This window comes from Leuconostoc lactis KCTC 3528 = DSM 20202, from assembly GCF_014651235.1.
Classification (GTDB): domain Bacteria; phylum Bacillota; class Bacilli; order Lactobacillales; family Lactobacillaceae; genus Leuconostoc; species Leuconostoc lactis.
Genome location: NZ_BMWM01000001.1, coordinates 91,102 through 114,313, shown reverse-complemented (window position 1 = coordinate 114,313; position 23,212 = coordinate 91,102). Strand labels below are relative to the sequence as shown.

Below are 23,212 nucleotides of genomic sequence, written 5' to 3'. Positions count from 1 at the left end.
TGCGCCATTTAAATATGGTACTATGGTAGTAATAGTAATTTGTCGTTGACAAACTAACGCAACTGTTGCAAAACGGTTACACGAGATTGGAGGTTAAGAGCTAGAATGAGAGAACAATCATGGTATCGACGCTGGCTATCAGGTAATAACTTATTGAACGGGTTAGTGGTAATTCTACTGGTTTTATTGATTATTTTTTTGAGTTGGCAAGTGCGGTTTATTTTGGAGCCTATTCGTGCCTTGTTTACAGCTGTTGGGGCACCAATTTTAATCGCTGGGGTCTTGTATTATCTGTTAAGTCCTTTGGTCAAAATGCTCACGCGTTACACCCATATTCCAAGAGCGTTGGCAATTGGCCTGATATTAATTGCCATTATTGGGCTCGCTGCTGGCTTAATCACGATGTTAGTCGTTGTTTTGCGCTTTCAAGTCATGACATTTATTGACAATTGGCCAAATTATTGGCATACCAGTCAAAACTTTATTAATGAAACATTTAAGTCCAGCCAATTTAAACCGGTACGGGAATTCTTAAATAATACCAACACTGGCATTAATCAAAATGTGATTGACTGGAGTAAAAAATACCTGACCACAGGGGTGGCTGGTATTAGCTCACTGGCGTCAACGCTGACATCAGTTGGGATTACAGCCGTATCGACACCGTTTATTTTGTACTATATGTTGCTAGATGGGCATAAGTTTTCAGGCTTTGTTGCTGAAAAGTTCCCACCGAAAGCACAGCACTCATTACGAGAATTATTAACCGATATCAGTAAGCAAATTGCTAAATATATTCGTGGACAATTGGGTGTGGGCTTGGCTGTCATGATTATGTTTGGGATTGGCTATACGATTATTGGCTTGCCTTACGGGATTTTACTGGCGATGATGGCGGGTTTCTTCAATATGATTCCATACGTCGGCTCGATTTTGGCTCAGGTGCCTGTTTTCATTGTGGCCCTCATTGCTGGTGGGCCTAAACTGCTCATTTTGGCGATTATTGTGCTCGTGATTGAACAGCCAATTGAAGGGCATGTGATTGCGCCTAAAATTTTAGGGGATGCCTTGGCGATTCATCCAGTGACCGTTATTGTGGTATTGTTAACTGGTGCGCATATTTTTGGGGTGCTCGGCGTGATTTTGGGTGTACCAACTTACGCAGTCCTCAAAGTCCTTGTGACACGAATTTATACATGGTGGCGTAGTAACTCTGCCTTATTTAAAGAAGGAACGGAAGAAGTAGAACAATGACAAATCATATTGTGTTATTTGAACCGGTAATGCCGGCTAACACTGGTAATATTGCCAGAACGACTGCGGGAACGGATGCCGTGTTACATCTGATTGAGCCTTTAGGGTTTGAATTAGATGATAAGCATGTGAAGCGTGCCGGATTGGATTACTGGGAACATGTCCAATTGGTCAAGCATGATAGTCTCCCAGACTTTCTGGACACCTTGCGTGAGACGGATCATCTCTATTTAGTTTCAAAGTTTGCGAACTACGACTATACCAAACCTGATTATTCGGTGACTGATGGCGATCATTATTTCCTCTTTGGTAAAGAAACGACTGGCTTGCCAGAAGTCTTTATGCGCCAAAACCCAGATAAAGCGATTCGTATTCCACAAGATGACACGCATATTCGGTCATTAAACTTATCAAATACTGTGGCAATTGTCTTATATGAGGCATTGCGTCAACAAAGTTTCCCGAATTTGGAAACAACGCACACTTACGAACAAGATAAATTGAAATAAAGTGTTGACAAGGGGCGAAAATCTTGCTACTATAATATAGTTGTTTCAGTTATGAAACACACTGACCATGGCTCGTTGGTCAAGTGGCTAAGACGCTGCCCTTTCACGGCGGAATCGAGAGTTCGATTCTCTCACGAGCTATATCAAGTCGCAACTTCGGTTGCGGCTTTTTATGTTTTCAGGACAATCATTAAAAGCGAACACCAGTTTGATTTGGTTTCATGATAAAATAAAAGACATAACGATCAGATTTAGAGGGTATGGATTTTGGCAACTCGTAAAACACCGCAACGCCGACGCACAACTGCATCAACTCGAAAAAAAAGCATGAATGCTGTGATTGGCAAAAACATTGCCTTGCTTTTAAGCATCTTTTTAGGCGTTATGGGAACGTTTAAATTGGGGTTGCTAGGTGCCTACGTGGCCAATGTTTTCCGTCTGGGATTTGGTAATTTGTATCTCGGTGTACTCGTGCCACTGACGGTACTTCTGGGCTATGTGATGATTTATAAGCGGCTACCGCGTATCCCGCGGCATTTTTTGCTGGGGGCCATCATGGCGTTTGTCGCACTGTTAACATTATCGTCGTTGCTATTTTTTACCTATACCGTGAAAAACAGCAATGGCTATGTCCAAACGGTGGTGACATTGCTTGGTCAAGATTTTGCTAATAAATCTGCCAATACCCCCGTTGGTGGTGGGGTAGTTGGTGCCATACTCTATAATGGCTGCTTTACATTAGTCGCTAATATTGGGACTTGGCTGCTTGCCCTAATCTTACTGTTGAGCGGCGTGATTATTTTCTTTAGAATTCCGGCGCGTGATTTAACGCAGAAAGGGATTGAAAAAGCACAAAATGGGGTGGCCTATGTGCAAGAACAGCGCGCGAACATGCCACCACGTGAACCTTTGTTTAAACGGCGGGAACGTCCCAAAAAGAGCATTACGGACTTTGGCGATGATCCATTAGGTGTGAAAACAACCAAAACTGCCACAGTTGATCCAGTGGTACCACCCGCTACCGCGCCGGCCACTGAATTTGTCGAACCGGAAATTAAATGGCAGGGACCAGTGGCGCCGACTGAAACAGCACCAACGCCGGCACCAGCTGTGTCGACCCCTAAGCCAGCAAGCGCACCGGCATCAGTGTCTGATGCAGGCGATGATGATGAGCCATTGGCTTTGGCGACGGAAACGTCAGGGCAAGATAATCCAGATTATGAATTGCCAACGGCTGATTTGTTAACCAAAGTATCGCCAACTGATCAGACTATGGAATTCCAAAGTTTGACAGAAAAATCACGTCTCGTGCATGATACGCTGTTAAGCTTTGGTGTTGAAGCAGAAGTAACGAGTGTGTCACTTGGGCCAACTGTGACCCAGTATGAATTGAAACCAGGTCAAGGGGTTAAGGTTAATCGAATTGCCAATTTGGCCGATGATTTAGCATTGGCCTTAGCAGCCAAGTCTATTCGTATTGAAGCCCCAATTCCGGGAAAACCTTATGTTGGTATTGAAGTGCCTAATGACACGCAAGCCACAGTTGGCTTCCGCGATATGATTGAACAGGCGCCAAAGGATGATGGTCATCCATTAAATGTCCCATTGGGGCGCGATGTGACCGGTAATATCATTATGGCTAATCTAGCCGACATGCCGCATTTGCTGATCGCTGGTTCAACTGGCTCGGGTAAGTCGGTTGGGTTAAATGGGATTATTATTTCGATTTTGCTGAAAGCGAAGCCAAACGAAGTCAAGTTGATGATGGTCGATCCCAAAGTGGTTGAATTGTCAATTTATAATGGGATTCCACATTTGTTGACACCGGTGGTGTCTGATCCGCGCAAAGCGGCGCGTTCACTCCAAAAAGTGGTGGACGAAATGGAAAATCGCTATAAGTTGCTCGCCCAATTTGGGAAGCGTAACATTGGCGAATACAATGCGGCGGTCGAGCAACAAAATACGGAAGCCAAGACAACTGGCGCAGCTGTGATGCAAAAAATGCCTTATATTGTCGCGATTGTCGATGAATTTGCGGATTTGATGAGTACCGTCGGTTCCGAAATTGAAGTGTCCATTGCACGTCTGGGTGCTAAGGCGCGTGCGGCTGGGATTCACATGATTTTGGCCACTCAGCGACCAGATGTTAAAGTCATTAACGGTACTATTAAAAGTAATATTCCAGGGCGTATCGCCTTTAGAACAGCCTCTGGTATTGATTCACGCACGATTTTAGATACAAACGGGGCTGAAAAATTGTTGGGACGTGGCGATATGATTTTTGCCCCACCAGGTAAGCCAACACAGCGTGTCCAAGGGGCCTTTATTAGTAGCACTGACGTGACGAACGTGGTATCCTTTGTCAAGGCGCAACAAGAAGTTCAGTATTCAGAAGCCATGACAGTAACCGATGAAGAAATTGCCCAAGATGCGGGTGATGGTAGCGGTGCAGGCAATAGTGAAGATGAGTTGTTCCAAGAAGCTTTACAGTTCATTATTGAACAACAAAAAGCCTCTACTTCATTATTGCAGCGACGTTTCCGTATTGGTTATAATCGCGCAGCTCGCTTGATTGATGACCTTGAAGCAGGTGGTTATATTGGGCCTGCCGAAGGTTCTAAACCACGACATGTCAATATTAGTGATGGTAGCTCCGGTGTAGAACACTAAAAAAGATCGACGCAAGTCGATCTTTTTTAGTCGTTAAAGAGGGGTTTAATTTGCGCTTGAAACTGACCGTCTGGATCATTGACAAACTTAGCATAGTCTTGCCAATAGCGATCTGATAAAATTGCGGGTTCAGTAATTTTATCGGGAATATAGGCGCGGGGAATTTGCCCGTTATCGGTACGTGGGCCATCATATTGTTTGGCAAAGTCTTGTAACTTTTTTTCAACCACAATAGCTTGTGGCCCAAACCAGTTAATGGGTTCACGATGAATGAGTTGATCATCCGTTTCAAAGACGCCGGCTTGTTCGGGGACGGCAAATGGATGGACCAATGAGACCAAGGTTGGTTGGTGATTTTCTAAATACACAATGCCGCCCGCCATTTCTGATGGGAGGTTGGGCTGGTCATTTTTATTGGCAGCCAGTAGTATAAGACCAGTGTCATCAATGTCAAGTTTGTCGGGTTGACCGAGAAAAATTTTTAATAAGTGTTCTGGTGAAATGCTGTATGTTTTCATAATTAATCCTGAATTGTAATAAATGAGAAACGGTTAAAGTCGAATAAGCCTTGATCGGTGATTTTGAGGCTTGGAATAACGGGTAATGCCATAAAGGAAAGGGTCAAAAACGGATCAAACGGAATGTCGCTGAGTTCAGCAAAAGCCGCTTGCAGTTTGTGATCATTTTCAATCACAGTTTGATAGGGCGCTTCTGACATTAAACCACCAATTGCCAAGGTTAAAGTGGTGACTTGGCCGTTGTGCACCACCACTTCACCACCGCCCATGTCACGCAGTGTGTTGGCTGCCAAAATCATATCCTCATCATTAGTGCCAGCAATAATCACGTTATGTGAATCATGGGCAATGGTTGAAGCGATCGCGCCACTTTTTAAGTGCAGCCCTTTAATGATACCCACCCCGTGACCGAGGTTGTGATAACGCTCAGCAACGACAATTTTAACGTAGGTTTCATCAGCGACAAACTGACCATCAACGGTTGGCACGTTTTCAACCAGATGTGTTGTGGTGATGTGATGCGGCATAATGCCAATCACATGAGCTGGTTTTTCGGGATCCAAAGGTAGTGCCAAATCTGCCGCTGTTAAGGTGAAGTTGAGTGACTGATTGGCCAGGGGTAGCACTGTGGTTTCGGCTTCGTTATACCATTGGCCGTTAACCATGACTTTTTGGGCGGTAAAGTCGTTTAATTGATCGATAATGACCAAATCGGCGACAAACCCATCAGTGAGGGCGCCAACATCAGTTAATCCTTGAGCTTTGGCGGCGTTGTAACTGCCGATCGTAAAGGCCATGGCAGGCGACATGCCGTTTTGAATTGCTAAGCGGACATTAAAGTCAATTGAGCCTTCACGTTGCAGGTCATTGGCAGTTTTATCATCGGTTGCAAACGCAAAATGGGATTGGTTAGCCGTGGTGATTGCAGGTAAAATCGCTAATTCATCACGTTCAACGGTGCCTTCACGGACAAAAACAGCAAAACCAGCGTTCAAACGTTCCAATGCTTGCTTAGCATTTTCACTTTCGTGATCGGTACTAATCCCGTACTTACGATAAATCGCCAGCTGTTCGCGAGAAAGGCCGGACGCGTGACCATCGACCTGTTTACCCGCGGCTTGGGCGTCGCGAATCTTTTGGTGCATGTCACTATCTTCATTAAAGACCGCTGGGAAATCCATGACTTCAGCCAAGCCGTTAACTTCAGGCACACTATAAAAAGGTTTAAGCGCATCGGCATGTAGCTTGGCGCCGGCGTGTTCAAACGGCGTCGCTGGCACAGAAGACGGGAGCATATAATGAATGTGTAGTGGTGACTGACGCGCTTCTTCTAACATATATTGAATGCCGGAAACGCCGGAAACACTCGCAATTTCATGCGGATCAGCAAAAATACGCGTCACCCCACGTGGGATGACCAGCTTACCAAATTCACTGGGGGCGAGTAATGAACTTTCAATATGGACGTGGGCATCAATGAGACCAGGAACAATATATTGGCCTTTGGCATCATAAGTATGTGCGGCCTGTAAGTCGGAACGTTGTCCGCGATAGACAATTTTTTGATCATCAATCCAGAGTTCCGTTTCATCAAAAGTTAAGTTGAAGACATCTAATATTTTGGCGTTAATAATATGCCATGACACGGTTTTTGCCACAATAACACTCGCTTTCAATTTTTTAATAGTTTACCACAAATGGGCGGCGATGCAGCCTGGAATATTGGGGTGATAGCAGTCGATTTCAGTCTTGATTTCAACTAGACCAATTTTTAAAATTTATTGACAAAACAAAAGTATTGCCGTAGAATAGTGGATGTTAGGTTAATATAACGTATTGACCAATTTTATAAAGAGGGTAAATAAACTATGTGCGGAATTGTTGGATATACTGGTGTGAACCAAGTGTTGCCAAACTTGTTAAAAGGCTTGGAAAAGCTTGAATATCGTGGTTATGATTCAGCTGGTGTCTATGTCAGCAACGGATCAGCTGGTGACTATTTGGTTCGCGAACAAGGACGCGTTGCCAAGTTAGAAGAAGCAACGAAAGACCAAGGCATTGCTGGAACTGCTGGTATCGCCCACACACGTTGGGCAACCCATGGTGGTGTTTCTGTTGAAAACGCTCACCCACATATGTCAGAAGATGGCCGTTTCTATTTGGTCCACAATGGCGTGATTGAAAACTATGATGAATTACGTGAAAAGTATTTGCAAGGCGTGAAGTTGCATTCACAAACTGATACTGAAGTTGCGGTGCAATTGATTGATAAGTTCTCAAAAGAAAACAACTTATCAACACTCGATGCCTTCCGTCAAATGATTAGCTTGTTGAATGAAAACTCAGCTTATGGCTTCTTGTTGATGGATCGTGAAACACCAGATGTGATGTATGCAGCCAAGAAGAAGTCACCATTGTTGATTGGTGTATCTGAAGAAGCCAACGTGGTGACATCAGATGCTGCTGCCATGCTTGATGTGACGAAAGACTTCATCGAATTGGTGGATGGTGAAATTGCAGTCATCGATAAGGATGCCGTGACATTGTTCAACGCTGAAGGTAACGAAATCTCACGTGAACCTTTCCACATTGACATTGATGCTTCAGAAACAGATAAGGGTGTTTATCCTTACTACATGTTGAAAGAAATTGATGAACAAGCTGTGGTAGCGCGTTCATTGTCACAATATTATTTTGATGACAACAACCAAATTCAAAATATTGATCCAGCCATTATTGACGCTATGAAGGCCGCTGACCGTATTTATATTGTCGCTGCTGGAACGTCTTACCACGCTGGTTTGGTTGGCAAGCGTTACTTTGAACAATGGACTGGTAAGCCAACGGAAGTTCACATTGCTTCAGAATTTGCTTATGACCAACCTTTGTTGAGCGAGAAGCCATTCTTTATTTTCTTGAGTCAATCAGGAGAAACAGCCGACTCTCGTGAAGTGTTGGATAACGTGATCAAGCAAGGTTATGGCTCATTAACCATTGCTAACGTGATGAATTCAACTTTGACACGTGAAGCTGACTTTGCCTTGCCATTGTTGGCGGGCCCAGAAATTGCCGTGGCCTCAACAAAGGCTTATACAGCCCAAATTATTGTGGAAGCCATTTTGGCCCATGCCGTAGGTGACAGCGGCCTTGACTTGAAGCATGAATTGGCGAAGGTGGCAGTTGAAATGCAAGTCATCATCGATCAAAAAGATGAATTCAAGGCAATTGCTGAATCAGCTTTGCGTGGTCGTCATTCAGCCTTTTACATTGGTCGTGGTTTGGATGCCGCAGTTGCCGTTGAAGCAGCCTTGAAGTTGAAGGAAATTTCATACGTGCAAACAGAAGGATTTGCTGCTGGTGAATTAAAGCACGGGACAATCTCATTGATTGAAGAAGGCAAACCAGTCTTTGCTTTGTTAACACAAGCGAAAACAGCTGGTCTTGTGCGTGGTGAAATTGCACAAGTTGCAGCCCGTGGGGCAAACACAATTGTCTTTGCGACAAAGTCATTAGCAAAGCCAGGGGATGCCTACGTTTTGCCAGAAGTTAATGAACTTTTGATGCCATTGTTGGTGGTGATTCCAGCACAATTGATTGCTTATTATGCAACGCTTGATCGTGGTTTGGACGTTGACCGCCCACGTAACTTGGCGAAGTCAGTGACAGTGCAATAAGTCCGAAACGTGATAAGAAAATTCTTATCACGTTTTTTTGTGCCAAGACAAGACATCTGGTAAAATAAATGAGATACCATTGCGCTTTTGCGCATGAAGGAGGGGGCCTCTTGGCGCTTTTTAAAACAAAAACAGATCCTAAAGTTGTACCAGCACAACTTAAAATTCCTGACCATATTGCCATCATCATGGATGGTAACGGTCGATGGGCTAAAAAACGCATGATGCCGCGGATTGCGGGTCATAAAACTGGGATGAATACCGTTAAGCGGATTGCAACAGCAGCCAGTGATCTTGGCGTTAAAGTCTTGACACTTTACGCTTTTTCAACGGAAAATTGGTCACGACCTAATGACGAAGTGAACTTTTTAATGCAGCTACCCATTGATTTTTTCAATGATTTTGTCCCGGATTTGATTAAAAATAATATTCGCGTCGAAGTGATGGGGAATATTGCCCAGTTACCGGAAGGCACACAGCGGGCGGTTCAAAATGCCATCACGCAAACTGCTGGTGGTACCGGCATGGTGTTAAATTTCGCACTGAACTACGGTGGGCAAATTGAAATTGTTGAAGCAGCTAAACAATTGGCACAACAAGTGTCAGCTGGCGACCTTGATCCGGCTGATATTACCCCTGAGACTTTCTCCGCGGCCTTACAAACGGCTGCTTTAGGGGCGCTTGCCGCACCTGATTTGTTAATTCGAACGTCAGGCGAACTGCGTTTGAGTAATTTTATGCCTTATCAAGCAGCTTATGCCGAACTTTATTTTACGGATGTTTTGTGGCCGGACTATACGGCTGACGATTTGCTGGAGGCTATTGCGTCGTTTACCCGACGTGACCGTCGCTTTGGCGGTTTAAATGAGACGTATGAAAGTGAGTCCTAAGATATGAAAACACGTGTCATCACGGCCGTTGTGGCCTTAATTGTATTTGTACCACTCTTGATTATTGGCGGTATTCCGCTACTTTTGTTAACTTTGGCAATGGGCATTGTTGGTATGAGCGAAATCCTACGCATGAAACATCGTTTATTGGTCTCGATTGAAGCCTTGATTGCCTTTGTTGGGGTGGTTGCCTTGATCTTACCTAATCAATTTTGGCAAGGGGTACCGGTTGTCCAAAGTGCGCATGTTGTTTTCTATATTCTAGCGTTCCTCATGTTGCTCAATACCATCATTGTGCGTAATCATTTTAATTTCGATGATGCGGGCGCTTTGACACTGGCCATGCTTTATATTGGGACTGGCTTCCATTATTTCTATCAAGCAGATAGCGTTGGCTTAGCGACGGTGATGTTTGGGATGTTGATTGTTTGGATTACTGACTCAGGGGCATACATGGTGGGTCGGGCGATTGGCAAGCACAAGCTGGCCCCTAAAATTAGCCCCAACAAAACATGGGAAGGGTCAATTGGTGGTAGTGTTGTTGCCGTCATCATTGTCCCAGCGTTGTACACGATTTGCCACTGGTTACCTGCTTATAATTTTATTGAATTGTTGGCCTTTACGGTGCTCTTATCAATTGCGGGTCAGCTTGGTGATTTGATTGAATCAGCCTTTAAGCGTCACTATGGTGTGAAAGATTCAGGCCACATTTTGCCTGGTCACGGTGGCATTTTGGATCGTTTTGATTCAATGTTGATTGTGATGCCATTGATGTCACTTTTGGGCATGTTAGGATAACTTATGAATTTAACAGCCATCATTGCTTTTATTGTTATTTTTGGGGTCTTGGTGACCGTTCATGAATTTGGCCATTTTATTGCCGCTAAAAAAGTTGGGGTGCTTGTCCGTGAATTTGCGATCGGGATGGGGCCTAAATTACTCAGTTGGCGTCGCAACCATACAACTTATACCATTCGTGTTTTACCGGTTGGTGGTTATGTACGGATGGCTGGGATGGATGAAACACCCGACTTAGATGCAGGTCAACGCGTTCGTTTAATTTTTGATGCGCAAGGCATTGTGACCACAATTGACACCCGTATTGAGGAATTGGGCGAGGGGGTACCGTTTCAAATCGATCGATTTGATTTGACTGATGCGCTCACATTGACGGGCTACCGTGCAGACGAATCTGATATGGTGACGGTCAACGTTGACCATGATGCAACCATCATTGATAAACAAGGCATCGCCGTACAAATTGCGCCGCGTGATACTTGGGTACAAAGTGCTAAAGTTTATCAACGGGCCTTGATCAACGTTGCAGGACCAGTCATGAATTTTGTCTTAGCTTTGGTTGTTTTTTGTTTACTCGGCTTCTTACAGCCAAGTGTAACCTTGAATCAACCAATCATTGGGACAGTCCAGCCTAACATGCCAGCGCAACAAGCTGGGCTACGGCCAAATGATCAAGTGCAAACGATTAATGGCCAAAAGATCCATTCTTGGGAACAATTAGCGACAACCATTAGTCAGTCAACCAGTCAAAAGTTAACCCTATCCGTGCTACGGCAGGGTAAGCCAGCAACACTGACGTTGACCCCCAAGCAAGTCCAAGTTGACGGGGTGACGACGCGTTTAATTGGCGTGACACCAAAAACGTATACCGACTTTGGCGCACGCCTAAAGTATGGTATATTAGCAACTGGTAGTACCACGCAGCGCATCTGGTATGCCATCACCCATTTGTTCAGTGGTGGCTTTAACCTCAACAAACTCGGGGGGCCAGTAGCCATTGCGAAGACAACCTCAACGGTTGCCAAAACTGGTTTCTTAAATATTTTGGTTTATATGGCGATGCTATCGATTAATTTAGGGATGATGAATTTGATTCCAATTCCGGCCTTAGATGGCGGCAAGTTGCTCTTGAATTTGATTGAAGCCATTTGGCGGCGACCATTACCAGAAAATATCGAAAATGCGGTAACCGTTGCTGGGGCAGCCTTTATGGTGGTCTTGCTGGTCGCGGTAACCATTAATGATTTACTTAGATAAATAGTTATTCAAATAACAAGGCGCTTTGCGCCGTACATACTGTAAAAGGAAAAACGAGGATTCTCATGAAACAATCTAAACTATTAATGCCAACTTTACGCGAAGTACCAGCTGATGCGGAAGTCAAAAGTCACCAACTCTTACTCAAAGCGGGCTTTATTCGCCCAGTGGCAGCAGGGATGTTTGCCTATTTGCCATTAGCGCAACGGGTATTGAATAAAATTGAAGCCATTATTCGCGAGGAAATGGACCGGATTGATGCCAATGAAATGTTGGTACCGGAAATTTTACCAGCAGAATTATGGGAAAAGTCAGGGCGTTATGAAACTTATGGGCCAGCCTTGTACAAGTTCAAAAACCGCCAAGCACGTGACTTTATTTTGGGGCCAACCCATGAAGAAACCTTTACGCAACTGATGGCGGATGACATCAAGTCATATAAGAAATTGCCATTAATCGTGTACCAATTGCAAGCAAAGTTCCGTGATGAAAACCGCCCACGTTTTGGCTTGTTGCGGACACGTGAATTCATTATGAAGGATGCGTATTCATTTAGTGCAGATCAAGCTGGTTTGGACCAAGCTTATCACGATATGGAAGCGGCTTACACGGCTATTTTTGACCGCATTGGGTTGTCATACCGTGCAATCGTTGGCGATGCCGGAGCCATGGGTGGGTCAGATTCTAAAGAATTCTCAGCACCTGCGGCAGCTGGTGAAGACATCATTGCCTATTCTGATGCGTCAGACTACGCAGCGAACTTAGAAATGGCAAAAGATTACTACGAACGTCAAGTGTCAACTGTTGAACCTTTGCCATTGGAAAAAATTGATACACCAAATGAAAAGACAATTGATGAATTGTCAGCATTATTGTCAGTGCCAGCATCAGAATTGGCTAAGACCATTACTTTTATTGCTGATGGTGAATTAGTTGCAGTTGTGACAACTGGTGATTATGAAGTCAACGATGTGAAGGTACAAAACTTCTTGCAAGCCGACACGCTTGAACTAGCGGATGAAGCGCAAGTGCGTGACTTAATTGGGGCTGGATTTGGTTCATTAGGACCAGTGAACTTACCAGAAAATGTCCGTTTGTTAGTCGATGAACGAGCTGCTGATTTGGTTAACTTTGCGGCTGGTGCTAATGAAGATGGCAAGCATTACGTTAACATTAATTGGGAACGTGATGTGGTACTGGACCCAGAAAATGTTGGTGATTTCCGTACTGCACGTGAGGGTGATTTAGCCATTGATGGCAAGGGTCACTTGGTGTTCACCCGCGGCATTGAAATTGGCCACATTTTCAAGCTTGGAACACGTTATTCAAAGACAATGGGTGCCCAAATTCTTGATGAAAATGGTCGTCAAATTGATATGATCATGGGCTCATATGGAATTGGTGTGTCACGTTTGTTAAGTGCGATTGCTGAACAAATGGCCGACGAAGACGGGTTGGTTTGGCCAGCAAGTGTTGCACCATTTGATGTGCACATTGTGCCAGTGAACTTGAAAGATGAAGATCAAGCACGTATTACCAGCCAATTGGAAGCTGAATTAACGGCACAAGGGCTTGATGTCTTGGTTGATGATCGTAAGGAACGTGCGGGCGTTAAATTTGCCGATGCTGATTTGATTGGCTTGCCAATCCGTATCACAGTCGGTAAAAAAGCCGCCGAAGACGTTGTCGAAGTTAAAGTACGTGCAAGCAACACAAACATTGAAATGCGGGTCAGTGAAGTGGTCGACTCAGTTTCAGTTTTGTTAAATGGCGATAAATAATCACGCACAAAAGGCCGATTTGATCGGCTTTTTTAATCAGTAAAAGAAGGGGGAACCATGGCAATATCCCAAGAAGAACAACTGCAACATCTCATCTCACAAATTCAGCTGGCTGATGATGTGCAACCATTTTTTGCTGAGGGACGTTTGAAGCAAGTCACCGTCGCCAAACAAGCCAAAACGTGGACTTTTCATATCGTATTAAACGACATTTTACCGGTCCATGTCTTCATGCAATTTCGGCAACAATTACAAGCGGCGTTTACCAATATTGCACAGACCCAATTAAATATTGAGACACCTGTCCAAACCATTGATGCAACACAAGTCAATCAATATTGGCATATTGCCTTAGCTGACTCGGACTTAAATCACGCGGCGAGTCAACAATTAACGAGTAATACGATGTTACGCCAAATTGATGCTCAACATTTTGGGATTGCCGTCGGCGCACAGTTATTGTATAACGCGCTGACCGATACGGCCTTGCAGTCAATTAGTCAGGCCTATCGTCGTTATGGCTTCCCAGAGTTACTGTTGACACCGCAACAAGACGAAGCTTTAGCCCAACAAATTGCTGAAAGTGTTGCCCAACACCATGCCAAAGCGCAAGAAGATTTACAAAAAGCCATTCAAGCAACTGAACAAGCTAAACCCAAGGCTTCATCTGAAGGGGTGCCGTTGACACTGGGACGTAAAATCGCTGCTGATGCTGACATCACGCGTCTTGAGACGATTGAAGGTGAAGAAAATCGGGTGGTGATCGAAGGCTATATCTTTGCACATGAAGTACGTGAGTTGCGCTCTGGGCGTAAGCTCATGACGATCAAAGTGACAGATTATTCGAGCTCGATTGCAGCCAAGAAGTTTTCAAATAATGAAACGGACGAAGCTGTTTTTGACGGGCTAAAAGCCGGCATGTGGGTACGGTTGTCTGGTAATGTACAAGAAGACACTTATGCGCGTGAATTGGTGATGAACATTTACGATTTGCAAGTGATTGACCATGAGAGTCGCGTTGACAACTATCCAGATGATAAAAAGCATATCGAGTTGCATGTGCATACCAATATGTCAACGATGGATGCGGTAACCGACTATGGCGCAGTAGCCAAGTTAGCCAAAAGTTGGGGCCAAACAGCGTTAGGTGTGGTTGATACAGCAAATGTGCAAGGCTTTCCAGAAGCCGTGGCTGCCGGCAAGAAAAATGATCTCAAAATGATTTATGGGATGGAAGCGAATTTAGTTGAAGATGGGGAACCGATTGCCTTTAATCTAGCTGATGTGCCATTACTTGGACCAGAGACAACTTTTGTCGCTTTCGATTTGGAAACCACGGGACTTTCAGCCGTAACGGATAAAATCATTGAATTATCCGCGGTTAAAATGCAACTTGGGAATGTGGTGGATCAATTCTCTGAATACATCAATCCTGGTTTTCCCTTGTCAGAATTTACGACTGAACTGACATCAATTACGGATTCGATGGTTGCCAATGCCGATCCAGAAAGTGACGTCATCCAACGTTTCCGCGATTGGGTTGGGGATGCGGTGCTGATCGGACACAATGTGACGTTTGATATTGGGTTTATGAACGCTGCGTATGCGCGTTATCAAAAACCAGCCATTAGCAATCCAGTGATTGATACCTTGCCATTCACGCGCTGGCTTTACCCTGATTACAAATCTTACCGATTAGGGACAATCGCCAAGCGCTTTAATATCAATCTCGAACAAGCGCACCGAGCCATTTTCGATTCGGAAACGACCGGACATATTGCATGGCGGTTGATGAAAGAGGCCAAAGAACACTATGATTTGACCAGCCATCAACAGCTCAATGATCATATGACGGAAGGGGATGCTTGGAAACATGGCCGACCGGTACATGCCACGTTGTTGGTAAAAAATGCTGTCGGTTTAAAGCATCTTTATGAATTAGTCTCGCGCTCAAATATTGAATTTTTTGCGCGTGTACCACGTATTCCGCGTTCCGTTTTGGAACAACATCGAGAAGGCTTATTAGTCGGTACGGGTGATACGGGCGGTGATATGATTGTCACACTAATTGAAAAAGGTTATGACGCAGCGTTAGAAAAAGCGGCGTATTATGACTTTATTGAAATCCAGCCCACTGCTAATTATGCACCGATGATCGAATCAGGCTTGATTGCTGATACCGATAAATTACACGATATTCTCCGTGATATGGTGGCGATTGGTGACGAATTGGATAAGCCGGTGGTCGTTACTGGCGACATCAAGTATACGAATCCAGAAGATCGGATTTATCGTCAAATCCTAATTGCCACGCAGCCAGGTAACCCACAAAATCGGACAACCTTACCCGAACTTCATTTCAAAACAACGCAAGAACTACTTGACGATTATGCGTTTTTGGGTGAGGACTTGGCGAAAAAAGTTGTGATTGACAATACGCATGTGATTGCGGATAGTCTAGAAGATGTGGCGCCGCTAAAAAGTGGGTCGTACCCGCCCAATATTCCGACCGCTGGTGAGGAATTAACCCGTCGAACACTGGAAACGGCTAAAGAATGGTACGGCGATCCCATTCCCGATGTCATTCAAGCCCGTATTGACCAAGAATTAAAAGCCATTATTGGTAACGGCTTTGCGCCGCACTATATGATTGCCCAACGCTTGGTTGAAAAGTCCAACAAAGATGGTTATCTGGTTGGTTCGCGTGGCTCAGTCGGTTCATCATTTGTGGCGACAATGTCAGGGATTACCGAAGTTAATCCGTTTGCCCCGCATTATCGCAGCGCCCATGGTGACTACTTTGAGCTGGCTGATCCAAAAGTTTATGAATCAGGCTATGACTTGCCGGATAAGCCAGACCCTAATCATCCTGGTGAAATGTTGATTGGCGATGGGCAAAATATTCCGTTTGAAACCTTCATGGGCTTCAAAGGGGATAAGGTCCCAGATATTGATTTGAACTTTTCGGGCGATTATCAACCGATTGCACACAATTACATGAAGGTTTTGTTCGGTGAACACAATGTGTACCGTGCCGGCACGATTGCGACGGTGGCGGAGAAAACCGCCTTTGGTTATGTCAAAGGTTATGAACGTGATCATGATAAGCATTACCGTGGGACAGAAGTAGAACGTTTGGCTCAGGGGATTACTGGCGTTAAGCGGACAACAGGGCAACATCCAGGTGGGATTTTGATTGTGCCACGTGAATATGATGTCTATGATTTCACACCGGTTCAATATCCGGCCGATGATCAAAAATCATTGTGGCAAACAACGCACATGGATTACCATTCGATTCACGATAATTTGCTCAAAATGGATATTTTGGGGCATGATGATCCGACGATGGTACGCACGTTAAAGGATATGTCAGGGATTGATCCGCAATCAATTCCGGTCAATGATCCTGGCGTCTTGAGCCTGTTTACGTCGCCAAAAGCGTTAGGCGTGACGCCAGAACAAATTTTCTCAAAAACTGGCACACTTGGTTTGCCTGAATTTGGGACGAACTTTGTGCGGGGCATGTTGGAAGAAACGCAACCCCACAATTACTCTGAACTATTGCAAATTTCTGGTTTGTCACACGGCACGGATGTGTGGCTAGGGAACGCCAATGAATTGATTGAAAACGGCACAGCAACGATTGGGACCGTGATTGGAACCCGTGATAAGATCATGACGGATTTGATTAACTGGGGCTTCCCAGCAGCTGATGCGTTTAATGTCATGGAAAAAGTCCGTAAAGGAAAAGGGATTACGGATGAGTATCAGGCCCAGTTACGTGCAGCAAAGATTCCAGAATGGTATATACAATCGATGCTCAAGATTAAATATATGTTCCCACGGGCGCACGCGGCGGCGTATGTTTTGATGGCGTTACGGATTGCCTATTTTAAGGTTTATTTCCCAACGATTTATTATGCGACTTACTTCTCAGTCCGCGCTGATCAATTTGATATTGTGGCCATGAGTCGTGGTAAAAATGCGACAAAAGAAGCGTTAAAGCGTTTACGCGCCTTGGGCAATGATGCCACGGTGGGCGACAAAAACCTTTTGACGGTATTGGAGATGGCGAATGAAGCCTTAGAACGTGGGATTACCTTCTCAATGGTTGATTTATATAAGTCAGAAGCCAGCGAGTGGGTGATTGATGGCGACACGCTAATTCCACCGTTCTCAGCAGTGCCAAGTTTGGGCGATAACGTGGCCAAGCAAATCATTGTGGCGCGCCAAGAAAAGCCATTTTTGAGTAAGGAAGATTTGAAAAAGCGTGGGAAGGTCTCCCAAACAGTCGTTGACTATTTGACGAAAAATTCAGTCTTAGATGGTATGCCAGACGAAAATCAATTGAATTTGTTTGATTTTTAATATTTTTTGAACCACCAAGCGCCAGTTGGCGCATCATTAAACAACGACGGAGAGCGTAATATGAAACACGAATGGCACCAAAAAGTGGCCAATTATTTTGAATATGTCTTAAATAGCCTCATGATTATTATTGGGGTTGTGATTTTTGGCTTTTTGTTGCGTGAAATTTATAATTTAGCGCATTTACTCCTGACAGTGGAGGATATGCGGTCACACTTTAATCAAATTACGGATGCCACGCTTGCCGTCTTCTTGTTCTTTGAGTTTATGAGTTTGGTCCGCGAATATTTTATCAAGGACGCTCATATTTCGATGGAAAGTTTTCTTTATATCGGGGTGACCGCCTTGATTCGGGCAATTTTGGTTTATCATGATCAAACGATGAAAACGTTGCTATTAGCCTTATCAATCGGTATCTTAGTGGTTGCTTTGACGGTGTACCGTTATTTCCGTGAAAAAGGGAAACAGCAGAAACTACCACATTAACCAGTCAGTTTTGAATCAAAAAGCACGGCTTGCCGTGCTTTTTTGCATGGTTTAAACATGGTATGATAAGAGATGAAAATACGCGGAGGAGAGTCATTCACGGTAGAAAGATGCCATGTGTACAGGTTGTCTTGTACATATGCCACGCGCGCGTGAAGACCAAAATGAAAATATGACGAAAAAAATTGTTGTCCTTGGGAGTCTCAACGTTGATAGCATCATGAAGATGCCTCGTATGCCATTAGTTGGCGAAACAATGGCTTTAACAGACGTGACAACAGCACCTGGTGGCAAAGGTGCCAACCAAGCAGTTGCAGCGGCCCGACAAGGCGCTCAAGTGGCCTTTATTGGTGCAGTAGGGCAGGACAATAATGGCCACTTTATGCGCCAAACCTTAGCTGATCAAGCCGTTGATGTGGCGGCGATTCAAACCAATGCAACAGTACCAACTGGTTCAGCCTATATCATGTTGCAAGACAACGGCGCCAATACAATTTTGATTCATGGTGGGGCCAATCAAGCCTTGACCGTTGATGATTTAGATGAGGAGCTGATTGCCCAAGCCGATACGTTGATTGCGCAATTTGAGGTCCCATTGGCAGTGATTACAGCAGCTTTTAAAATGGCCAAGGCGCACAATGTGCAAACTGTGCTGAATCCTGCACCAGCAGTTTATGAGGTCACACCAACCTTGGCTAATTTGACAGATATTATTTTGCCTAATGAAACAGAAGCACAATTGTTAACGGGTATCACTGTTGAAAATGATCGTGCGGTGTTGAATCAAGTCAGTGATGCCATCTTGGCAACAGGGGTAGCTCGCAGTATTATTACCCTGGGGGAAGCGGGCTCGTTTATCGCTGACGGTGCCAACCGTTGGTGGGCAAAGCCGAAAAAAGTTGCGGCCGTTGATACGACAGCAGCGGGGGATACTTTTATTGGGACCCTGGCGAGTGAACTTGCCGCCGATTTTAGTAATTTAGTCGACGCCGTTGATCGTGCTAGCACAGCCAGTGCCATTGCCGTTACGCGACCAGGTGCCATTCCGTCAATTCCAACCCGTGAAGAAGTGGATCAGTTCTAATGCAACAATTACCAGAAGCGTTTACAACTAAATATACGCATTTATTAGGCGATGAAGCGCCGGCTTTTTTTGACACTTTTGATGACCAGGTACAAAAGGCCTACCGTGTCAATCCGTTAAAAGCCAATCCTGTGGTCAGTGACACCCCAGATAACGGGCTAGTACCGTACGGTAAATGGGGCCATTTTGGGGCAGTTTCTGGGCACAGTGTTGACCATGTCACTGGCGTTGTTTACTCTCAGGAACCCTCTGCACAATTTGTTGGCGAAGTCTTACAGCCAAAACCTGGTGAACGGGTGCTAGATTTGGCCGCCGCACCTGGTGGCAAAACGACACATCTCGCTGCTTTTATGCAACAGGAAGGCTTACTTTGGGCCAATGAAATTTTTATGAATCGGGCCAAAGTTTTAAGTGAAAATATTGAACGAATGGGCGTGCAAAATAGTATCGTCAGCTCGCATGCACCAGCTGAATTAAGTGCCAAGTTACCACAATTTTTTGACAAAATTTTGCTGGATGCGCCATGTTCTGGCGAAGGGATGTTTCGTAAAAATCCGGCCGCAGTAGCACAATGGCACCAAGATTTCCCGCAAGAATTAGCTGACTTACAACGTGAGATTTTACGCGAAGCCATGAAAATGCTTCGGCCAGGCGGACAAATCGTTTACTCGACGTGCACATTTGCGCCCGAAGAAGATGAACAAATGATTGCCTGGTTGATGCAAGAATATCCAGAAATGCAGCTTGTACCCATTGATAAACCAGCCCATACACATGTCCAAGATGGTCGGCCAGCATGGGCTGATCAGGCTTACACTGATGGCCAAACCACCGTATCAACGACAGCAGATCTCACAGTACTTGAGGGGACGGCTCGTTTGTGGCCACAAGCCTTACAAGGTGAGGGCCACTTTGCTGCCAAATTAGAAAAAGCCGCTGACGCAACGCCGACAACTGCGGTCGTTAAACCGTTAGTGCCAACACCATTGAGTCGTAGCCAAGAAAAGATTTTTGCTGATTTTGTGGCGACAACGCTACCCGACTTTGATATGACCCAGCACACGTTAACCTTATTTGGTGATCGACTTTATCTGGCACCAGTGGGAACACCTGATATTTCAGGGATGAAAATTTTGCGACTAGGACTTGAGTTGGGCACGTTTAAGAAAAACCGCTTTGAGCCAGCGCATGCGCTAGCCTTGGCTTTGCCACCACAAGCAGTCAGTCAAACTTACGCCATGACGCCTGACGATTGGGCACAATTTGTCCATGGTGATGTGGTTCGACCAGCGGCACCTTTACAAAAAGGGTGGGTCTTAATGACGGCCAATGGTAATGGCGCGGGCTGGGGACGGTACGTTGATGGCCAAATTAAAAACTTCTTCCCTAAGGGGCTACGCTTTGCTGTTAAAGCGTATGATACCACGCTAGCAGCGGATATGTATTAAACAGCGAACAACTGTTTGTGATGTCAAGCCCATGATTTGACCTTGTTCTTAAGTAAAGAACACGTATAATAGATTCTAGTCTTTACAGTTACGTTTGACGTCGCGTGAACGTGAAGTTTAAATTACGGGGTCGGTGCTATGCATTTGCATACCTCACAAAGGGAGAACAATCACCATGAAACAATCAACTAAAATCATTGCAGGTCTTGCAGCTATTGCCATTATTGGCGGCGGTATTTATACGGGTTTGTCGCATAAGTCAACGCAAAATGGGCAGGCAAATAATGCCGCATCACTTGGCTTGGTCCTAGATGTCGGCGGTGTGGATGACCATTCATTTAACCAATCTGCCTGGGAAGGTGCTAAGCAATATGCGGCAGCACATCATATGAAGGCGGGACAAAATGCGCCAGTGACGTATTTCACGACCACTGATCACTCAGATTTGGACCAAAACTTTAATTTGGCAACCAAAAATCATAAATACCAGATTGTTTATGGGATTGGGTATTCATTAAACCAAGCGATCACTAAGTCAGCGAAGTTAAACCCCAAGCAAAAGTTTGTGTTAGTCGATGATATTGTGACCAAGCAACCTAACGTGGCATCAGTGATGTTCCGTTCAGAACAATCTTCTTATCTAGCTGGTGTTGCGGCTGCGATTAAGGCCAAGGAAAACGGCGAAAAGGCTGTTGGCTTTATTGGCGGTATTCACGGTAACATTATTGATGCATTTGATGCTGGTTTTGAAGCCGGTGTGAAGGCAACTGATCCAACATTAACGGTCGAAAAGCAATATGCTAATTCATTTACCGACTCAGCTAAGGGTAAGACGATTGCTGCGGCAATGTACGCCTCAGGCATTCGCACAATCTTTGCGGCCGCTGGTTTTGTTGGTAATGGTGCTTTTACTGAAGCGAAAGCCGAAAATTCAAAGTTGGATGCTGATTCAAAGCAACGTTTGTATATTATTGGTGTTGACCGTGATCAGAAGGCTGATGGAGCTTATAAGTCAAAAGATGGTAAGTCAGAAACGTCAACGATGGCCTCATCAATCACGTCCGTTGGGGCAGGTGTTAAAAACATCGCCGATGCCTATAACAAAGACCACAGTTTCCCAGGTGGCAAAACAGTGGCCTACGGGCTTAAGGAACGTGGTGTTTATTTGACAAAATTAGAATTGACACCAGCACAAAAGACAGCCGTAGATAAAGCGGAAAAGGGTATTATTGATGGTACGATTAAAGTGCCAAACCACCCAGCTGGCTCACAATTTAATCAAAAGTTCTAACCGAAGTAGTCAGAGATTTTCACAAGCAAGCCCCGCGTGAGCGGGGCTTTTTTGGTATAATAAAGTCAGTATGTTTTAGGAGGAAGTGTCTGTCACAGGCGAATTTTGGTGAGACGCATGACCAGAAAATGCTGCTGGCGACACAAAATGAGAAATGGCTTTTGATCAACAAGTAACGATTCCAGGTGATGCCACCTACCGTCTTAGTCCACAGATTAAAAAGTATACGCTTGGCGACTTAGGCTTCATTACGAATAATGCCGGCGCCTATACGTTACATCGCTCGCTTGAACCGGAAAAAGCATTGGCTAACGCAGTCAAATTAAAAGTGACGGTTAACCCAGATTTGACCGGGTTTAAGATGAGTACTGTTTCTGCTGGGGATGTGGTACGCGTTGACATTTTTAAAAATCAACATGCAGCAGAAATGGTGCCGTTGTATCATTTTTTTGTTGATGAGCTTGTGGCACGCGGGGTGCTAGAAAAGATTTAATATGACTAAATTTTATTTTGTACGACATGGCCAAACGGCTTGGAATCTCGAACGCCGCTTTCAAGGGGGCAACGGTGATTCTGATTTATTACCTTCAAGTTATGATGATATGGTGAAAGTCGCCGACTTTTTGCGAGACGTCGAATTCACACGGGTATTTGCGTCGCCATTGCGGCGTGCGCGGATTACCGCCACACAAATTGCGCGCGAAATGAACTATCGTGGTCCCTTGTCACTGCGCTCAAATATTGCCGAAGTTGGCCTAGGCCGCTGGGAAGGTGAACTGGTGGCACAAGTGCAAGTTGACTATGCGACCGCCTACCATAATTATCGCCATAATTTGGATCAGTTTGAAGGCACTGAATTTGATGGGGAAGGGTATACAAAAGCAAGTGCGCGATTTGCGCGGTTTATTAAAAACCTGGCACAGCAATATCCAACGGACAATATTTTGATTGTCTCACACGGGATGGCTTTATCTTTTGGTATCAACGAACTCCTACAAACACCGCGAATGGCGATTCGTGAACGCGGTGGTTTAAGTAATACATCAACGACTGTACTGTCAACGACTGATGGTCAACAGTTTGAAATTGAAGATTGGAATAATACAATGTATCTCAATAAGCTTCAAAATGACGGAACCACCATTTAAGTTGACACGAGCGCAGTGAAGGATTAAAACAAG

The 23,212-nt window shown here is 44.8% G+C and carries 17 protein-coding genes and 1 tRNA gene; 16 read left to right on the top strand and 2 right to left on the bottom strand.

Features of this window, described 5'->3' with window-relative positions; genetic code table 11:
• The first annotated feature begins 105 nt into the window (after positions 1-105).
• From IE039_RS00525 to IE039_RS00510, 4 genes are all read left to right on the top strand, one after another.
• Complete coding sequence (locus IE039_RS00525) at positions 106-1,254, top strand: AI-2E family transporter (RefSeq protein WP_010006077.1); 1,149 nt, start codon at positions 106-108, stop codon at positions 1,252-1,254.
• Positions 1,251-1,763, top strand: coding sequence for a tRNA (cytidine(34)-2'-O)-methyltransferase (locus IE039_RS00520; protein ID WP_189428544.1), 513 nt, complete (start codon positions 1,251-1,253; stop codon positions 1,761-1,763). Before IE039_RS00525 ends, IE039_RS00520 begins: the two co-directional genes overlap by 4 nt.
• A gap of 69 nt (positions 1,764-1,832) precedes the next feature.
• Positions 1,833-1,904, top strand: a tRNA-Glu gene (locus IE039_RS00515).
• Between the two features lie 126 nt (positions 1,905-2,030).
• Positions 2,031-4,433 carry an FtsK/SpoIIIE family DNA translocase gene (locus tag IE039_RS00510; RefSeq protein WP_189428543.1) on the top strand — a complete coding sequence of 801 codons (2,403 nt, stop codon included), beginning with the start codon at positions 2,031-2,033 and terminating at the stop codon, positions 4,431-4,433.
• A gap of 26 nt (positions 4,434-4,459) precedes the next feature.
• Here IE039_RS00510 and IE039_RS00505 read toward each other — a convergent pair whose 3' ends face one another.
• Positions 4,460-4,951, bottom strand: a complete 492-nt coding sequence (locus IE039_RS00505) for a hypothetical protein (protein WP_010005457.1) — start codon at positions 4,949-4,951, stop codon at positions 4,460-4,462.
• Between the two features lie 2 nt (positions 4,952-4,953).
• The gene (gene ade / locus IE039_RS00500) at positions 4,954-6,609 is read right to left on the bottom strand and encodes an adenine deaminase (RefSeq protein ID WP_189428542.1); all 1,656 of its coding nucleotides are present in this window, start codon (positions 6,607-6,609) and stop codon (positions 4,954-4,956) included.
• Positions 6,610-6,819: 210 nt separating this feature from the next.
• Between ade and glmS the strand changes: the two genes are divergently transcribed.
• The 12 genes from glmS to IE039_RS00440 all read left to right on the top strand — a co-directional run bounded on the left by glmS (position 6,820) and on the right by IE039_RS00440 (position 23,179).
• Positions 6,820-8,625, top strand: a complete 1,806-nt coding sequence (glmS, locus tag IE039_RS00495) for a glutamine--fructose-6-phosphate transaminase (isomerizing) (RefSeq protein WP_010005454.1) — start codon at positions 6,820-6,822, stop codon at positions 8,623-8,625.
• Between the two features lie 110 nt (positions 8,626-8,735).
• Complete coding sequence (uppS, locus tag IE039_RS00490) at positions 8,736-9,515, top strand: undecaprenyl pyrophosphate synthase (protein ID WP_010005452.1); 780 nt, start codon at positions 8,736-8,738, stop codon at positions 9,513-9,515.
• A gap of 3 nt (positions 9,516-9,518) precedes the next feature.
• Positions 9,519-10,313, top strand: a complete 795-nt coding sequence (locus IE039_RS00485; RefSeq protein ID WP_189428541.1) for a phosphatidate cytidylyltransferase — start codon at positions 9,519-9,521, stop codon at positions 10,311-10,313.
• Positions 10,314-10,316: 3 nt separating this feature from the next.
• On the top strand, positions 10,317-11,570 hold the full coding sequence (gene rseP / locus IE039_RS00480) for an RIP metalloprotease RseP (protein WP_189428540.1): 1,254 nt from the start codon (positions 10,317-10,319) through the stop codon (positions 11,568-11,570).
• Between the two features lie 65 nt (positions 11,571-11,635).
• Entirely contained in the window at positions 11,636-13,351 is a 1,716-nt protein-coding gene (locus IE039_RS00475; protein WP_010005501.1) for a proline--tRNA ligase, read from the top strand.
• A gap of 57 nt (positions 13,352-13,408) precedes the next feature.
• On the top strand, positions 13,409-17,722 hold the full coding sequence (locus IE039_RS00470) for a PolC-type DNA polymerase III (protein WP_189428539.1): 4,314 nt from the start codon (positions 13,409-13,411) through the stop codon (positions 17,720-17,722).
• 60 nt (positions 17,723-17,782) lie between these two features.
• Positions 17,783-18,208 carry a phosphate-starvation-inducible protein PsiE gene (locus IE039_RS00465; protein ID WP_029509222.1) on the top strand — a complete coding sequence of 142 codons (426 nt, stop codon included), beginning with the start codon at positions 17,783-17,785 and terminating at the stop codon, positions 18,206-18,208.
• Positions 18,209-18,380: 172 nt separating this feature from the next.
• Positions 18,381-19,292, top strand: a complete 912-nt coding sequence (gene rbsK / locus IE039_RS00460) for a ribokinase (protein ID WP_189428578.1) — start codon at positions 18,381-18,383, stop codon at positions 19,290-19,292.
• A complete protein-coding gene (locus IE039_RS00455; protein ID WP_010004080.1) occupies positions 19,292-20,740 on the top strand; it encodes an RsmF rRNA methyltransferase first C-terminal domain-containing protein in 1,449 nt (482 codons plus the stop codon). The genes rbsK and IE039_RS00455 overlap by 1 nt, the downstream gene beginning before the upstream one ends.
• A gap of 175 nt (positions 20,741-20,915) precedes the next feature.
• Positions 20,916-22,031 (top strand): BMP family lipoprotein, encoded by a 1,116-nt coding sequence (locus IE039_RS00450; protein ID WP_010004078.1) that lies wholly within the window; start codon positions 20,916-20,918, stop codon positions 22,029-22,031.
• Positions 22,032-22,185: 154 nt separating this feature from the next.
• Positions 22,186-22,524: a DUF1831 domain-containing protein gene (locus IE039_RS00445; RefSeq protein WP_010000266.1), complete on the top strand. Its 339-nt coding sequence runs from the start codon at positions 22,186-22,188 to the stop codon at positions 22,522-22,524.
• A 1-nt stretch (position 22,525) separates the two neighbouring features.
• Complete coding sequence (locus IE039_RS00440; protein ID WP_010004077.1) at positions 22,526-23,179, top strand: histidine phosphatase family protein; 654 nt, start codon at positions 22,526-22,528, stop codon at positions 23,177-23,179.
• Positions 23,180-23,212: the final 33 nt, after the last annotated feature.

What these genes read in the sequence shown, in the direction of transcription:
- IE039_RS00525 (WP_010006077.1), top strand. Translation starts at nt 106, where the DNA reads ATGAGAGAACAATCATGGTATCGACGCTGGCTATCAGGTAATAACTTA.
- IE039_RS00520 (WP_189428544.1), top strand. Translation starts at nt 1,251, where the DNA reads ATGACAAATCATATTGTGTTATTTGAACCGGTAATGCCGGCTAACACT.
- IE039_RS00505 (WP_010005457.1), bottom strand. Translation starts at nt 4,951, where the DNA reads ATGAAAACATACAGCATTTCACCAGAACACTTATTAAAAATTTTTCTC.
- glmS (WP_010005454.1), top strand. Translation starts at nt 6,820, where the DNA reads ATGTGCGGAATTGTTGGATATACTGGTGTGAACCAAGTGTTGCCAAAC.
- IE039_RS00485 (WP_189428541.1), top strand. Translation starts at nt 9,519, where the DNA reads ATGAAAACACGTGTCATCACGGCCGTTGTGGCCTTAATTGTATTTGTA.
- rseP (WP_189428540.1), top strand. Translation starts at nt 10,317, where the DNA reads ATGAATTTAACAGCCATCATTGCTTTTATTGTTATTTTTGGGGTCTTG.
- IE039_RS00475 (WP_010005501.1), top strand. Translation starts at nt 11,636, where the DNA reads ATGAAACAATCTAAACTATTAATGCCAACTTTACGCGAAGTACCAGCT.
- IE039_RS00470 (WP_189428539.1), top strand. Translation starts at nt 13,409, where the DNA reads ATGGCAATATCCCAAGAAGAACAACTGCAACATCTCATCTCACAAATT.
- IE039_RS00465 (WP_029509222.1), top strand. Translation starts at nt 17,783, where the DNA reads ATGAAACACGAATGGCACCAAAAAGTGGCCAATTATTTTGAATATGTC.
- rbsK (WP_189428578.1), top strand. Translation starts at nt 18,381, where the DNA reads ATGACGAAAAAAATTGTTGTCCTTGGGAGTCTCAACGTTGATAGCATC.
- IE039_RS00455 (WP_010004080.1), top strand. Translation starts at nt 19,292, where the DNA reads ATGCAACAATTACCAGAAGCGTTTACAACTAAATATACGCATTTATTA.
- IE039_RS00450 (WP_010004078.1), top strand. Translation starts at nt 20,916, where the DNA reads ATGAAACAATCAACTAAAATCATTGCAGGTCTTGCAGCTATTGCCATT.
- IE039_RS00445 (WP_010000266.1), top strand. Translation starts at nt 22,186, where the DNA reads ATGGCTTTTGATCAACAAGTAACGATTCCAGGTGATGCCACCTACCGT.
- IE039_RS00440 (WP_010004077.1), top strand. Translation starts at nt 22,526, where the DNA reads ATGACTAAATTTTATTTTGTACGACATGGCCAAACGGCTTGGAATCTC.